This window comes from Ramlibacter aurantiacus, from assembly GCF_016722895.1.
GTDB classification, from domain to species: domain Bacteria; phylum Pseudomonadota; class Gammaproteobacteria; order Burkholderiales; family Burkholderiaceae_C; genus Ramlibacter; species Ramlibacter aurantiacus.
Genome location: NZ_JAEQNA010000009.1, coordinates 86439 through 99883, shown reverse-complemented (window position 1 = coordinate 99883; position 13445 = coordinate 86439). Strand labels below are relative to the sequence as shown.

Below are 13445 nucleotides of genomic sequence, written 5' to 3'. Positions count from 1 at the left end.
GGTTTGCGGATCAACGAATCAGGGCTGGCGCATCAGGCGGCGCGCAGGCGGCGGGTGGCGTCGACGTCGAGGCGCCCGGCGGCGTCGAGCTGCACACCGAACACATCCCGGGCGCGTCCGGGCGAGGTCCAGCCCTGCGCCACGTCGCGCGCCACGGCGGCCGCATCCCGGTGGCGCGGCTCGCCGTAGCCGCCGCCGCCGCACGAAAGCGACAGCACGCGCTCGCCCGGCTGCAATCGCACCTGGCCCCAGTCGGGCAGCGGTTCGGTGCTGCCGTCGGCGCGGCGCAGGGCGTGCGAGGCGGCGGCCCCGGGACCGCCGCCGCGCACGCCGCGCGCCGGATGCCGGGCGCCGTCGCAGCCGTAGGCCACGCTGATCGTGGCCTCGCCGGCGGGGCCGAACTCGCTGCGGATGCTGCTGGCGCCCAGGTGCCGGCCGGCACCGGCCGTGTCGGCGACGAAGCGGCGCTCGTGCACCTGGATCGGCTGGCGCAGCTCGTCGAGCTCGACGCTGTCGATGAACATCTTGCCGGCGTTGCCCACGTGGCCGATCAGCTGCCAGGCGTCGGCCCGCGGCGCGCCGGCGCCGCCGGAGACGCCGATGATCACCTGGTTGACGAACGGCGCGCCGGTGCGCGGAAGCACGCCCGAGACCACGCCCCCCCCGGCCGGGATCACGCCGCCGCACTCGGCCAGGCCGAAGCCGTCGGCGATCTCGGCGATGGCGCCTTGCACCGCGTTGGCCACGCGGTCGGCGATGTTGGTGGTGGCCACCGAGCAGGAGGTGGGGTGCAGCGGAATGCCGCAGATGCAGTTCTCGCGCAGCAGCACCTGCAGGCGCCGGAAGCTGCCGGCGTTCTTGGGCACGGCGGGGTCGATGCTGTTGAACACGCCGATCATGGCCGCGGTGCGCGCGCAGGCTTCCGAGAGGTTGATGCCCGCCGGCACGCAGTCGGGGTTGTCGCGCAGGTCCACCTGGATGCGGCCCTGGTCCGGCCACACGCGCACGCCGGCGCTGATGGGGATGCCGTCGCCCGCCATGCCCGGCAGCGGATCGTGGGTGCTGGTGCGTCGCCCCTGGCCCGCCGGCATCCGCGCGATGGCCGCGGCCATGCGGCGCTCGCTGTAGTCCAGCCAGTCGTGCTGCCACGCCTGCAGCCGGTCCCAGCCGATCTCGCGGCCCAGCGCCAGCAGCTCGCGCTCGCCGATGCGCGCCGCGCCGACCATGGCCAGGTAGTCGCCTCGCCACTGGCCCGGCACGCGGATGCGCATCTCGCACATCCGCACGATGTCGGCGTTGTCCTCGTAGCCCTGCTGCACCTTCACCGCCGGGAAGATCAGCGCGCCTTCCTCGTACACATCGCGCGCGCTGCCCATGTAGGTGGTGGGCTGCGAGTTGCCGCAGTCGGCCTGGTGCGCCTTGGCCAGCACGGTATAGCGGTGCACGCCCTCATCGTCGATCACCGGCACCAGGATCGTGTGGTCGGCGGGGTGCGAGCAGCCGTGGTAGGGCGAGTTGTGCAGGAAGGCGTCGCCTCGCCGCAGCTGCGGGTGGAAGCGGCGCATGGCGGCGGCCATCAGGTCGGGGCCGGACAGCACGTGGATCGGCAGGCTCTCGGCCGCGGCCAGCAGCTCGTCGCCGGCCGTGAGGATGCAGCAGGAAAAGTCGCCCGCCATGTTGATCACGCCCGAGCGCGAGGAACGCAGCAGCGTGTTGGACATCTTGCGGGCGATGCCCTCCAGCCGGTTGGACAGCAGCGCCAGGCGCACGCCGTCGCGTGGCTTCGTCGGGTTGGGTGTGGCCTGGCTCATGCGCTTGCCCCGGGAGAGATGGCGAGGCTGCCGGACTCGCGCCGCTGGGCGCTGGCGCCGGGGTGCAGCACCACCGTGGTGAAGGACGATTCGACCAGCGCCGGGCCGTGCACGCTGGCGCCGTCGGGCAGCTGGTCGAAGCGGTGCACGGCCGCCTCGACCCAGCCGGTCTCGGCGAACCAGGCGCGGCGGCTGCGCGGCGGCGCCGCGCCGGCCGCGTCCGGGCGCAGCCGCAGGCCCTCGGTAGCCCCGCGCACGCGGCAGCTCACGCCGGCGCCCCAGCCCACCCACTCGATGTCGGCCTGCGCATCGCGCACCGCGAACAGCTCCTCGTGCTGGCGGTGGAAGGCCTCGCACAGGGCAAACAAATCGGCTTCGTTGGCGATGCGCCGATCCGGCAACGGCACCGAGATCTCCCACACCTGCTCGGCGTAGCGGGCCTCGACCCAGAACTCGGTGCGGTGCGACTCGACGCTGTCGCCCTGCGCGGCGACGAAGGCGTCGCACTGCTGCTCCAGCGCGGACAAGGTGGCCTCGACGGCGGCGAAGTCGAAGGCGCTGCGGCGCGTGAACCGCAGCCGCTGGTAACGCGCCGAGAGCGTGGAGAGCATGGCGCCCGCGGCCGAGAGGGCCGCGCCCACCTGCGGGATCAACAGGCGCGGCGACTGCAGCCGGCGCGCGATCAGGCACGAGTTGAGCCCGGCCGCGCCGCCGCCGCCGACCAGGATGGCCGCGCTGGGGTCCACCCCCTGGTTGACGCAGATGTCCAGGATGGCCTGCACCATGCCTTCGGTCGCCAGCTCGATCACCGCCGAGGCCGCCTGCTCCAGGCCGATGCCCAGCGGCCCGGCCACGTGCTCCTGAAGCGCGCGGCGCGACGCACCGGCATCGAGCGGCATCGCGCCGCCGAGGAAGAAGGCCGGATCCAGGTGCCCCAGCACCAGCGAGGCATCGGTCACGGTGGGCTGCGTGCCGCCGCGTCCGTAGCAGGCCGGCCCCGGCTGCGAGCCGGCGCTCTGCGGACCCACGTGCAGCATGCCGGCGTCGTCCACCCAGGCGATGGAGCCGCCACCCGCGCCCACGCTGGTCACGTCCACCGAGGCAAAGCCGGTCATGTGGCCGCGCCAGGGCGGGCCGATCCACGATTCGCGCGTCCAGGGCACGGCGCCGCGCCGCACCAGGCTCACGTCGTAGGTGGTGCCGCCGGTGTCGGCCACGATGGCGGTGTCGGTCCCTTCGTCGGCGCGGGCGAAGTAGCGGCCTGCCACCGGCGCCATCGAAGGCCCGGAGTTCACCAGGGCGATGGGTGCGGCGGCCGCGTCGCGCGCGTCCATGACCCCGCCTTGGGAGGTGACCACCAGCGTGCGGCCGCGAAATCCCGCCTCCTCCAGCCGCTGCGCCAGCGTCGCCAGGTAGGCGGCCATCATGGGCTTGAGCGAGGCGTCGATGCAGGTGGACGAGGCGCGGCGGTATTCGCGCAGCGTGGGGTTCAGCTGGTGCGACAGCGTGAACGGCACCCCGGGCAGCTGCTCGCGCAGCAGCTCGCCGAGCCGCAATTCGTGCGCCGGGTTGGCGATGGACCACAGCAGGCACACCGCCACGGCCTCCACGTCGCGCGCGCGCAGCTCCTGCACGATGCGGCGCAGCGCCGCTTCGTCGAGCGGCGTGTGCTCGCGGCCATCGGCCCGCATGCGGCCCGGCACCTCCCAGGTGAGCGAGCGCGGCACGTACGGTGCCGGCGTGGGCACGCTGAAGTCGAACGCGTCGGCACGGCCCCCCTCGCGCAGGGTCAGGATGTCCGGGTGGCCCTGGGTGGTGAGGAAGGCCGTGCGTGCGGTGCGGCCGGTCACCACCGCGTTGAGCGCGTGGGTGGTGCCGTAGATGAACATGCTGGCGCGCCCGAGCAGCTCGCGCAGCGGGCAGCCGAAGTGGCCGCTGGCGAGTTCCAGCGCGTCCGTCACGCCCCGGATCGGGTCGGCCGGCGTCGTCGACGCCTTGAACAGCTGCAGGCCGCCCTCGTCGTCCTCGACCACCAGGTCGGTGAAGGTGCCGCCGGTATCGACTGCGAAGCGCATGCGGTGCCTCTCAGCGCGCCGGCCGGGCCAGCCCGAGCTGGGCGCGCGCCTCGGCCGGCGTGGCGACCTCGCCGCCGATCTGCGTGACGATATTCATCGCGCGCTCGACCAGCTGCGCATTGGTGGCGAAGACGCCGCGCGAGAGGTACAGGTTGTCCTCCAGCCCCACCCGCACGTTGCCGCCCAGCAGCGCCGCCTGGGCCACCATGGGCATCTGCATGCGGCCGATGCCGAAGGCCGCCCAGTGCGCATTCGCGGGCATCAGGCCCTTCTGGTACAGGATGGTCTCCACCGTGGCGGGCGCGGCCCACTTCACGCCCAGCACCATCTGGTAGAGCGGGTCGCCATCGACCAGGCCTTCGGCCAGCAGCTGGTTGCCGAACAGCACGTCGCCGGCCGAGAACACCTCCAGCTCGGGCTTGACGCCCAGCGCCTGGAAGCGCCGCGCCATCTCGCGCAGCGTGCGCGTGGTGTTGAGGTAGACGAACTGCACCGGGCCTTCTTCCTGGTTGCCGGTGGTGATGTCCAGCGAGGCGATCTCGGGCAGGCAGTCGACCAGGTGCGCCATGCGCTCGGCCGCCGGCACCATGTCGCTGTCGGGCAGCCCGCGCGACTCGTCCTCGGGGTCGGGCAGGAAGAACGCGCCGTGGCCGCAGGTGAGGTTGATCACGATGTCCACGCCGCTTTGCCGGATGCGGTCCACCACTTCGCGGAACAGTTTCGGCTCGCGCGAGCCCAGTCGGGTCTCGGGGTCGCGCACGTGGATGTGCACCACGGAGGCGCCGGCCTTGGCCGCTTCGACGCAGTTGCGGGCGATGTCCGCCGGCAGCACGGGGAAGTCGGGATGCTTCGGGTTGAAGGGCGCGTTGCCGCTCACGGCGCAGGTCAGGATGGTCTTGCGGTTCATTCGTTCAGTCTTCCCATTCGGCGTTGCCGCTCACGGAGATCAGCTCGCCGGTCACCTTGCGTGCCGCGTCCGATGCGAGGAACAGCACCATGTCGGCGATTTCGGCCGGCTGCACCATGCAGCGCATGGAGATGAAGCGCAGCATCTCGGCCTGCACCTCGTCGACGGAGCGGCCCTCGGCATCGGCCTTGGCGCGCACGATGCCGCGCATGCGGGCGTTGTCGATGGGGCCGGGCAGGACGGCGTTGCAGCGCACGTTGAAGGGCCCGAGCTCGCGCGCGGCATTGAGCGTGAGGCCCTCGACCGCCATCTTGGACACCACGTAGGCGGTGCGCATCGGCAGCCGGGTGCGGGTGGACGCGCTGGAGAAATTGACGATGACCCCGTGCCGCTTCGCCTTCATGGCGGGGATCGCGCGCTGCATGGCGTGCAGCATGCCGGTGAGGTTGGTGTCCAGCGTGCGCGTCCAGTCGGCCGGGGTGATGTCCTCGATGGCGGCGCGCGGGCCGCCGATGCCCACGTTGTTGACCAGCACGCTGACCTCGCCCATCCCCGCGCGGGCTTCCTCGAACACGCGATCGACCTGCGCCGCATCGGCGACGCTGGCCACGGTGCCGCGCAGGGCGGGGTTCTCGGCCAGCGTGCGGGCCAGGGCCGCGCCGTCGACGTCGCAGATGTGCACGCGGTCCCCGCGCGCGGCGAAGGCTTCGGCGATCACGCGGCCGACGCTGTCGGCGCCGCCGGTGACCAGCACGTTCTCGGGCATGTGCGGTCCTGCCATCAGCGGGCGCACAGGCCCAGCGAGATGCCCTCGTCGGCCATGACGCAGCTGCCGTGCATGGCGCGGCTGTCGTCGCTGGCCAGGAACAGCGCGATGGCCGCGATGTCCTGCGGATCGGAGAACGGCCGGCCGCTGGGCGTGGCCGCGCGCAGCGCGTCCAGGGTGGCGGGGTCGGCGCGCATGCCTGCGTTCATGGGTGTCTCGGTGTTGCCGGGGGCGATGGCGTTGACCTGCACCCCGTGCGGCGCCAACTCGAGCGCCAGTGCCCGCACCAGCTGCACCACCGCCGCCTTCGTTGCGCAGTACAGCGCGAAGCCGGGCACGCCATAGACGGCGGCGACCGAGGCCATGCAGATGATCTTGCCGCGACCGCGCTGCTTCATGCCGGGAGCCACCGCGCCCACCGCGTTCCAGGTGCCCTTGAGGTTGATGTCGAGCATGCGGGCGGCATCGGCGTCGGGCGTGGCGCCGGCCGGGGTGGGATAGAACACGCCGGCCGAGTGGACCAGCACGTCGACGGGCCCGAGCTCGGACTCGACCTGCGAGACCAGGCGCTGCAGCGCCGCCGCGTCCCGGACGTCGCCCACGTAGGCGCGGGCCGCGCCTTCGGTCCGCGCGATCGAATCCACCACCGCCTGCGCCTTGGCCAGGTCGGACGAGCCGACCACCGCCACTCGCGCGCCCTCGCGCGCCATCAGCCGGGCCATGGCCTCGCCGATGCCCTGCGAGCCACCCGTCACCACCACGACCTTGCCGGCCAGCCTCATGCACGTCTCCTGTCGTGATCAAACGCCACATGGTTTGATCAAATCGAGCGGCATTTGATCATCGAACGCGATTACCATCAAGCACGCGTTTTCCCGCAACAGGCGATCCCGTCATGAAGCTCCAGCCCACCCGCGCCGCCGCTCCCTCCCGTCCCGAGGCCTTCGCGCCCTTCACCCTGGCCGCCACGGCGGAGGACGGCGACACGACCCAGAACCGGGCCTACCGGGCGCTGCGCAATGCGGTGCTGGCCGGCCACTTCCACCCGGGCACCACGGTCACCCTGGCCCGCCTGTCGGAGATGCTGGGCACCAGCGACATGCCGGTGCGCGAGGCGCTCAAGCGGCTCACCGCCGAAGGAGCCTTCGAGGCCCTGCCCAATCGCTCGACGCGGGTGCCGGTGCTGTCGGCACGCGCCGTGAAGCAGATCCTCGAACTGCGCATCGAGCTGGAAGGACGGGCCGCCGCCGAGGCCGCCGAGCACGTCTCCAAGCGCCACCTCGAGCAGCTGATCGCCCTGGACGCGGCCATGTCGCAGGCGCTGGACTCGCGCGAGCTCGGCCGCTACGTGCAGCTGAACATGGAGTTCCACTTCACCATCTACCGCCTGGCCGACAACGAACCGCTGCTGGCCCTGATCGAGGCGCTGTGGCTGCGCATGGCGCCGCTGGTCGCGTTCAACCTCACGCGCGCGGAGAACGTCAAGGACATCCAGCTCGATGCGGCGGGGCGCGCGCACCACGCGCGAATCATCCAAGCGTTGAAGTCATTGGACGGCGCGCGAGCCTGCGAGGCGCTGCGGGCGGACCTGCGGCACCCGAGCGGCTTGAAGCACTACTTCGACGGGGCGGGCTGAAGCGGCGCCGGCGGCGCCGCGTCCACTTGCCTCATCAGCGCGCCGGCCGTGATTGCCCCGGCCGGGCGCACCCGCACCCCGCCCTCGCGCAGCAGCTGCGCCACCCACACGTTGCAGGTGCGCAGCGCGTGGAACTCGTCCACCGAGGCGTGGAAGGCGCTGTCGCCATACAGCCCCGGCCCGAGCGGCTGCGCCAGCCCCGCGTCGGTCAGGCTGCGCAGCACGCGCTGGTGCATGCGTTCGAGGGCCTCCTGGGTGACGCCCACGGTCGCCATTTCCGCCCCGGCAAGGCTGGTGGGCGGCGCCGCCGGCAGCGCGACCAGGTGCAGCACGCCCGGGGTCGGCCACAGCAGCGCGCGCAGCCCCAGCACGATGCCAGGGCTGGGGTGCATGTAGTAGGCCCGGTCGCCCCAGCCCACCTCCACATGCGAGGCCCGTGGCAAGCGCAGCGGCGAATCCGCCGGAAGGTCGGCCGTGCGGAACACCAGCCCCGTATGCCAGCCATGCCGCACCAGCCACACCGTCCGCTGCGCCGGTGGCGGCATGGAGGACGGTGCGGCGCAGGCGGTGGTCAACGCCGCCAGCAGCACGAGAAGCAGCCGTGTCATCGCACCGGCCTTTCGGTCGCCGCCTGCCCCGCCGTGCGCATCGGAAATCGTGGCCTTGTCGGTGGCGGCTTGCATCGAGGCAGGTTACCCGGGCATGGCACGGTGGCCCCTTGTTTCGGTGGTGACCGACATCCAGTCCAGGTGCCGCGCTCGCGAGTCGCCGCCAAGCGGCCGGCCGTCAGAGGGCCACCGCTGGGTGGGCCTGACTAGTGCGAAAGAGCCTCCATGGCTGGGCTTCGTCCTACAGCCGAGCCTGCGCTTGGCAGGCACCATGCAGCTGTGTCAGGGAGGTGAGGGTGGAACAAACCACCCCAGGCCGGGTGTCTTGTTCAGGTGCTCCGCCCGGCTTTTTCGACAACCCCCGCGGCGGGAAGGCCGCGGGGGTTTTTCTTTGCCCGCCGCGCCGGCTGGGGCCGCTGCGGGCAGCGGCCTATCATGGCCCGATGCCCTACATGCTCCTGATCCTCGAACCGCCCGGGCAGCGCGAAGCCCGGGCGGCGGCCGAAGGCGAAGCCGCCTATGCGCAGATGACCCGGTGGGCCGGCAGTCTTCGCGACCGAGGCGTGCTGCTGGACGGCGAATCCCTCGCCTCGCGCGACGGCAGCCCGGCGCGGGTGCGGGTGCGCGGCGGCCAGGCCGAGGTCCTGGACGGGCCCTTTACCGAAGCCAAGGAACTGATCGGCGGCTATTTCCTGCTGGACGTGGCGACGCGGGAGCAGGCGATCGAGCTGGCCCGTGAATGTCCCGCCGCCGAGTGGGCAGCGGTCGAGGTGCGGCGGCTGGGGCCCTGCTTCACCTAGGGTTTTCGCCGAGTCCGGCGCTGTCGATTTCAGGCCGGCTGCTTCGTCGTGTCTGATGAAGGCCGCGCGGTGCGGTCCTCGCACGAGAGGAGATCCCCCGATATGAACCCCGTCGTCCATTTCGAACTGCCTTGCGACGATCGCGAGCGCCTCGCCCGCTTCTTCGAGCGCGCCTTCGGCTGGAAGTACCAGCTGCTCGGGCCTGACATGGGCCACTACGTGATCCTCACCACCGCCGAGCAGGACGCCCGTCCCGACGCGCCCCGTGGAGCCATCAACGGGGGGCTGTTCCAACGTTCGGCGGACATGCCGGCGCAGTCCCCCGGCATCGTGATCGGCGTGACCGATATCCGCGACTCCATGCGCAAGGTCGAGGCGGCCGGCGGCCAGGTGCTGGGCGAGCCCATGGACATCCCCGGCGTGGGTGCCTACGTGGCTTTCCTCGACACGGAAGGGAACCGCTCGAGCATGCTGCAACCGCTGATGAACCCCTGAGGTGGACCCGATGCGCTACATGATCATGGTCCGCGCCACCGACGACACCGAGGCCGGGCGCTTCCCGCCCGATGCCGAGCGCCTGATGGCGGCGATGGCCGCCTACCACGAGGAACTGGCGCGGGCCGGCGTGCTGCTCGACGCCTCGGGCCTCAAGCCCAGCTCGGCCGGGTGGCGCGTGCGTTATGGCGATGGACAGCCCCGCGTGGTGGACGGGCCGTACGCCGAGTCCAAGGAACTGATCGCCGGCTACACGCTGATCCAGGTGCGCAGCCGCGAGGAGGCGCTGGAGTGGTCGCGGCGCTTTCCCAACCCCATGGGCGAAGGCGCGCGCTGCGAGATCGAGGTGCGGCCGCTGTACGAGATCGAGGACTTCGAGCGCATGAACGTGCCCGGCGTCGAGCACTTCCGTGAACACCCCTGAAAGGAGCCCCCCATGTCACGCCAGATCTTCGTCAACCTGCCCATCAAGGACATGGCTCGCAGCCGCGCCTTCTTCGAGGCGCTGGGCTTCGAGTTCGAGCCGCGCTTCACCAACGACCAGGGCGCCTGCATGGTCGTCTCGCGCGACCACAGCTACGTGATGCTGCTGGTCGAACCCTTCTTCCAGACCTTCACGAAGAAACCCGTGTTCGACGCCCGCCAGGGCACCGAGGTGCTGGTGTGCCTGTCGTGCGGCAGCCGGGCCGAAGTCGACGAGATGGTGCGCACGGCGCTGGCGGCCGGCGGCACCGCGCCCAACGCGCCGCAGGACCACGGCTTCATGTACGCCCACGGTTTCGAGGACCTCGACGGCCACGGGTGGGAGGTGATGTGGATGGATCCGGCCGCCGCCGGCGCCGCACCGGCCGCGACTTGAGGGCCTGCGCGTCTACAGTTGCCTCCTCGCCGCCGATCCGGCGCACGTGAGGGTCCGCATGACCGGGCCCTCACCCGCAGGCCCAGGAGATCCATGCTCGTCGTCAAACTGACCCTCGTCCCCCTCTTCATCGCCGCCATCACGCTGGCGGGTCGCCGCTGGGGCATGGGAGTCGCCGGCCTGCTCGCCGGGCTTCCCGTCGTGGCCGGTCCCATCGCCGTGTTCCTGGCGCTGGAACACGGTCCCGCATTCGGTGCCCAGGCCGCCACCGCCGCGATCTCGGCCGTGTTCGCGCTGATGGCTTTCGGCATCGCCTATTGCTGGGCCAGCGTGAGGTGGGTCTGGCCGGCGGCCCTGGCTTGCGCCCTGGCCAGCTGGTTCGCGGCCGCCTCGCTGCTGGCCGTCCTGCCGCCGCTGCCCGTGCTCGCCCTGGCTATCGCCGGCGCTTCGCTGGCCCTGGCACCCCGGCTCCTGCCAGCGCCCGGGCCGGTTCCAAGCTCGGGCGCCCGGCGCAACGACCTGCCCTACCGCATGCTGGCCGGCGCCCTGCTCACGCTCGCGGTGACCGGGCTGGCAGCCCATGTCGGCCAGGTGTGGAGCGGCCTGCTCGCCGTGTTCCCGGTGCTGGGGGCCACTCTGTCGGTCTTCACCCACCGGGCCGAGGGCGGGCGGCCGGTCGTCCACCTGTACCACGCCATGGTGCGCGGGCTCTATTCCTTCGCGGCGTTCTTCCTGGCGCTGGCGCTGCTGTGGCCGCGTACCGGCTTCTGGACCGCGTGCGCCGCCGCCGTGGCCGCGTGCCTGCTCGCCCAGTGGCTGGTGCAGCGCGTGAGCCGTTCCCGCCTGGCCTGACAGCCGGTCGGCGCCGCCTCGACCCATGCCGCAGCCACCCGTCCAGGCCGACATCGCCGCCGTGTGGCGCATCGAATCGGCGCGCGTCATCGGCGCCGTCGCACGCCTGGTGCGCGACGTGGCCGTGGCCGAGGACCTGGCCCAGGAAGCCCTGCTGGCGGCGCTGGAGCACTGGCCCCGTGACGGCCTGCCGCAGCGGCCCGGTGCCTGGCTGATGACCACGGCCCGCAACCGGGCGCTGGACTGGATCCGGGAGCGGCGGATGCAGGAGCGCCGGCACGAGGAGCTGGCCGGTGACCTGCAGGCCCGGGAGGCGGGGGTCGTGCCCGACTTCACCGACGCGCTGGACGCCGCGCGCCAGGACGAGATCGGCGATGACCTGCTGCGCCTGATGTTCACCGCCTGCCACCCGGTGCTGGCGCGGGATGCGCGGGTGGCCCTCACGCTCAAGCTGCTGGGCGGCCTCACCACCCATGAAATCGCACGCGCCTTCCTGGCGCCCGAGCCCACCATCGCGCAGCGCATCGTGCGCGCCAAGCAGAAGCTGCGCGAAGCCCGCGTGCCCTTCGAGGCGCCGCGCGGGCCGCAACTCGCCCAGCGCCTGCCGGCCGTGCTGGAGGTGGTGTACCTGGTCTTCAACGAGGGCTACACCGCCACCGCCGGCGCCGACTGGATGCGCCCGGCGCTGTGCGACGAAGCGCTGCGGCTGGCCCGCATGCTGGCTGAACTGATGCCCGGCGCCGCCGAGGTCCAGGGCCTGTGCGCCCTGCTGGAACTGCAGGCCTCGCGCAGCCGGGCCCGCACCGACGCCCAGGGTCGGCCGGTGCTGCTGGGCGAGCAGGACCGCTCGCGCTGGGACCGGCTGCTGATCCATCGCGGCCTGGCCGCCCTGGAGAAGGCCCAGGCCCTGTCGCCCACGCCCGGGCCAAGGCTCGGGCCCTACACGCTGCAGGCATCCATCGCCGCCTGCCATGCGCGTGCGCCCAGCGCGAACGAGACCGACTGGGGCCGCATCGCCGCGCTGTACGAGCAGCTGGCGCGGGTCCAGCCCTCGCCCGTGGTGGAGCTGAACCGCGCCGTCGCGGTGGCCCAGGCCTTCGGACCCGCAGCGGGTCTGGCGCTGGTCGAGCAGCTGCTCGACGAGCCGGCCCTGCGGCAGTACCACTGGCTGCCCAGCGTGCACGGCGACCTGCTGCAAAAGCTTGGGCGCCACGACGGCGCGCGCGCGGCCTTCCTGCGGGCCGCGGACCTGGCCACGAACGAAACCGAGCAGCGCCTGCTGCGCGAGCGCGCCGCTCGGCTTGCCACATGACAACGGGCGCCCGAAGGCGCCCGTTCATTCAGCGGCGCGGGCGCGAAGGCGCCCGCGACCGATCGCTCAGGCCGGCACCAGGCCGTGCGGGTCGATGACGAATTTCTTGGGGGCGCCGGCGTCGAACTCGGCATAGCCCTTGGGAGCCTCGTCCAGCGTGATCACTTCCACGCCCACGGTGTCGGCGATCTTGATGCGATCCCACAGGATGGCCTGCATCAGGTCGCGGTTGTATTTCATCACCGGGGTCTGGCCGGTGAAGAAGCTGTGCGACTTGGCCCAGCCCAGGCCGAAGCGCACGCTGAGCGAACCGCGCTTGGCCGCCGGGTCCACCGCGCCCGGATCGTCGGTCACGTACAGGCCCGGGATGCCGATCTTGCCGGCGGCGCGGGTGATGTCCATCAGTGAGTTCAGCACCGTGGCCGGGGCCTCGTGCTGCGCGCCCTCGTGGCCATGGCCGCGAGCCTCGAAGCCCACCGCGTCGACCGCGCAGTCGACCTCGGGCACGCGCAGGTGCTGCGCGATCTGCTCGCCCAGCGACGCGTCCTGCGACAGGTCCACCGTGAGGTAGCCCAGGTCCTGCGGATGCTTCAGTCGCACGGGGTTCACGTCACCGATGATCACGGCGGCCGCGCCCAGCAGCCGGGCCGAGGCGGCCGCGGCGAGGCCCACGGGGCCGGCGCCGGCGATGTACACCGTGCTGCCCGGGCGCACGCCGGCCGTGACGGCGCCGTGGTAGCCGGTGGGCAGGATGTCCGACAGGCAGGTCAGGTCGCGGATCTTGGCCATGGCCTGGTCGCGGTCCGGGAACTTCAGCAGGTTGAAGTCGGCGTAGGGCACCAGCACGTACTCGGCCTGGCCGCCGATCCAGCCACCCATGTCGACGTAGCCGTAGGCACCACCGGCACGCGACGGGTTGACCGTGAGGCACACGCCGGTCGCCTGCTCCTTGCAGGTGCGGCAGCGGCCGCAGGCCACGTTGAAGGGCACGCTGCAGATGTCGCCCTTCTTGAGCATCTCGACATCGGAGCCGGCCTCGATCACCTCGCCGGTGATCTCGTGGCCCAGGATCAGGCCCGCCGGCGCGGTGGTGCGGCCGCGGACCATGTGCTGGTCGGAGCCGCAGATGTTGGTGGACACCACCCGAAGGATCACGCCGTGATCGATCTTGCGACCGCGCGGGTCCTCGAGCTTGGGATACGGAATCTTCTGAACTTCGACCTTGCCTGGCCCGATGTAGGCCACGCCACGATTACCCGACATCTTGTCTCCTTGTCTGAGGGTTGGCCGTTGTCGTGCTTGCGCCCTCGAGAAAGCGGAGCGC

Annotated in this window: 14 protein-coding genes; 7 read left to right on the top strand and 7 right to left on the bottom strand. The window is 72.0% G+C overall.

Annotated elements, in window-relative coordinates; all coding sequences use genetic code 11:
• Positions 1-32: 32 nt before the first annotated feature.
• From JI739_RS20470 to JI739_RS20450, 5 genes are read right to left on the bottom strand one after another with little or no spacing between them, the layout of a single operon-like run.
• Positions 33-1811, bottom strand: coding sequence for a hydantoinase B/oxoprolinase family protein (locus JI739_RS20470; protein ID WP_201685858.1), 1779 nt, complete (start codon positions 1809-1811; stop codon positions 33-35).
• Positions 1808-3886, bottom strand: a complete 2079-nt coding sequence (locus JI739_RS20465) for a hydantoinase/oxoprolinase family protein (RefSeq protein ID WP_201685857.1) — start codon at positions 3884-3886, stop codon at positions 1808-1810. Before JI739_RS20465 ends, JI739_RS20470 begins: the two co-directional genes overlap by 4 nt.
• Before the next feature lie 10 nt (positions 3887-3896).
• Positions 3897-4793 carry a beta-keto acid cleavage family enzyme gene (locus JI739_RS20460; RefSeq protein ID WP_201685856.1) on the bottom strand — a complete coding sequence of 299 codons (897 nt, stop codon included), beginning with the start codon at positions 4791-4793 and terminating at the stop codon, positions 3897-3899.
• 4 nt (positions 4794-4797) lie between these two features.
• The gene (locus JI739_RS20455) at positions 4798-5574 is read right to left on the bottom strand and encodes an SDR family oxidoreductase (protein WP_236589926.1); all 777 of its coding nucleotides are present in this window, start codon (positions 5572-5574) and stop codon (positions 4798-4800) included.
• Positions 5574-6341, bottom strand: coding sequence for an SDR family NAD(P)-dependent oxidoreductase (locus tag JI739_RS20450; protein ID WP_201685854.1), 768 nt, complete (start codon positions 6339-6341; stop codon positions 5574-5576). Before JI739_RS20450 ends, JI739_RS20455 begins: the two co-directional genes overlap by 1 nt.
• A gap of 113 nt (positions 6342-6454) precedes the next feature.
• Between JI739_RS20450 and JI739_RS20445 the strand changes: the two genes are divergently transcribed.
• Complete coding sequence (locus tag JI739_RS20445) at positions 6455-7195, top strand: GntR family transcriptional regulator (RefSeq protein WP_201685853.1); 741 nt, start codon at positions 6455-6457, stop codon at positions 7193-7195.
• Here the strand turns inward: JI739_RS20445 and JI739_RS20440 are convergent.
• Positions 7174-7878, bottom strand: coding sequence for a DUF2459 domain-containing protein (locus tag JI739_RS20440; RefSeq protein WP_201685852.1), 705 nt, complete (start codon positions 7876-7878; stop codon positions 7174-7176). The two genes, JI739_RS20445 and JI739_RS20440, sit on opposite strands and share 22 nt — an antisense overlap.
• Before the next feature lie 368 nt (positions 7879-8246).
• Between JI739_RS20440 and JI739_RS20435 the strand changes: the two genes are divergently transcribed.
• From JI739_RS20435 to JI739_RS20410, 6 genes are all read left to right on the top strand, one after another.
• Positions 8247-8603 carry a YciI family protein gene (locus tag JI739_RS20435; protein ID WP_201685851.1) on the top strand — a complete coding sequence of 119 codons (357 nt, stop codon included), beginning with the start codon at positions 8247-8249 and terminating at the stop codon, positions 8601-8603.
• 102 nt (positions 8604-8705) lie between these two features.
• Complete coding sequence (locus tag JI739_RS20430) at positions 8706-9098, top strand: VOC family protein (RefSeq protein WP_201685850.1); 393 nt, start codon at positions 8706-8708, stop codon at positions 9096-9098.
• A 10-nt stretch (positions 9099-9108) separates the two neighbouring features.
• Complete coding sequence (locus JI739_RS20425) at positions 9109-9522, top strand: YciI family protein (protein ID WP_201685849.1); 414 nt, start codon at positions 9109-9111, stop codon at positions 9520-9522.
• A gap of 12 nt (positions 9523-9534) precedes the next feature.
• Positions 9535-9957 (top strand): VOC family protein, encoded by a 423-nt coding sequence (locus tag JI739_RS20420; RefSeq protein WP_201685848.1) that lies wholly within the window; start codon positions 9535-9537, stop codon positions 9955-9957.
• 93 nt (positions 9958-10050) lie between these two features.
• Positions 10051-10809, top strand: coding sequence for a hypothetical protein (locus JI739_RS20415; RefSeq protein WP_201685847.1), 759 nt, complete (start codon positions 10051-10053; stop codon positions 10807-10809).
• 25 nt (positions 10810-10834) lie between these two features.
• Complete coding sequence (locus JI739_RS20410; protein WP_201685846.1) at positions 10835-12121, top strand: RNA polymerase sigma factor; 1287 nt, start codon at positions 10835-10837, stop codon at positions 12119-12121.
• 66 nt (positions 12122-12187) lie between these two features.
• On the opposite strand, the gene fdhA is transcribed toward JI739_RS20410, so the two are convergent.
• The gene (fdhA, locus tag JI739_RS20405; RefSeq protein WP_201685845.1) at positions 12188-13384 is read right to left on the bottom strand and encodes a formaldehyde dehydrogenase, glutathione-independent; all 1197 of its coding nucleotides are present in this window, start codon (positions 13382-13384) and stop codon (positions 12188-12190) included.
• Between the last annotated feature and the right edge of the window lie 61 nt (positions 13385-13445).

Coding starts and splice junctions, on each gene's coding strand:
- JI739_RS20470 (WP_201685858.1), bottom strand. CDS start 1,811: ATGAGCCAGGCCACACCCAACCCGACGAAGCCACGCGACGGCGTGCGC.
- JI739_RS20465 (WP_201685857.1), bottom strand. CDS start 3,886: ATGCGCTTCGCAGTCGATACCGGCGGCACCTTCACCGACCTGGTGGTC.
- JI739_RS20460 (WP_201685856.1), bottom strand. CDS start 4,793: ATGAACCGCAAGACCATCCTGACCTGCGCCGTGAGCGGCAACGCGCCC.
- JI739_RS20455 (WP_236589926.1), bottom strand. CDS start 5,574: ATGGCAGGACCGCACATGCCCGAGAACGTGCTGGTCACCGGCGGCGCC.
- JI739_RS20450 (WP_201685854.1), bottom strand. CDS start 6,341: ATGAGGCTGGCCGGCAAGGTCGTGGTGGTGACGGGTGGCTCGCAGGGC.
- JI739_RS20445 (WP_201685853.1), top strand. CDS start 6,455: ATGAAGCTCCAGCCCACCCGCGCCGCCGCTCCCTCCCGTCCCGAGGCC.
- JI739_RS20440 (WP_201685852.1), bottom strand. CDS start 7,878: ATGCAAGCCGCCACCGACAAGGCCACGATTTCCGATGCGCACGGCGGG.
- JI739_RS20435 (WP_201685851.1), top strand. CDS start 8,247: ATGCCCTACATGCTCCTGATCCTCGAACCGCCCGGGCAGCGCGAAGCC.
- JI739_RS20430 (WP_201685850.1), top strand. CDS start 8,706: ATGAACCCCGTCGTCCATTTCGAACTGCCTTGCGACGATCGCGAGCGC.
- JI739_RS20425 (WP_201685849.1), top strand. CDS start 9,109: ATGCGCTACATGATCATGGTCCGCGCCACCGACGACACCGAGGCCGGG.
- JI739_RS20420 (WP_201685848.1), top strand. CDS start 9,535: ATGTCACGCCAGATCTTCGTCAACCTGCCCATCAAGGACATGGCTCGC.
- JI739_RS20415 (WP_201685847.1), top strand. CDS start 10,051: ATGCTCGTCGTCAAACTGACCCTCGTCCCCCTCTTCATCGCCGCCATC.
- JI739_RS20410 (WP_201685846.1), top strand. CDS start 10,835: ATGCCGCAGCCACCCGTCCAGGCCGACATCGCCGCCGTGTGGCGCATC.
- fdhA (WP_201685845.1), bottom strand. CDS start 13,384: ATGTCGGGTAATCGTGGCGTGGCCTACATCGGGCCAGGCAAGGTCGAA.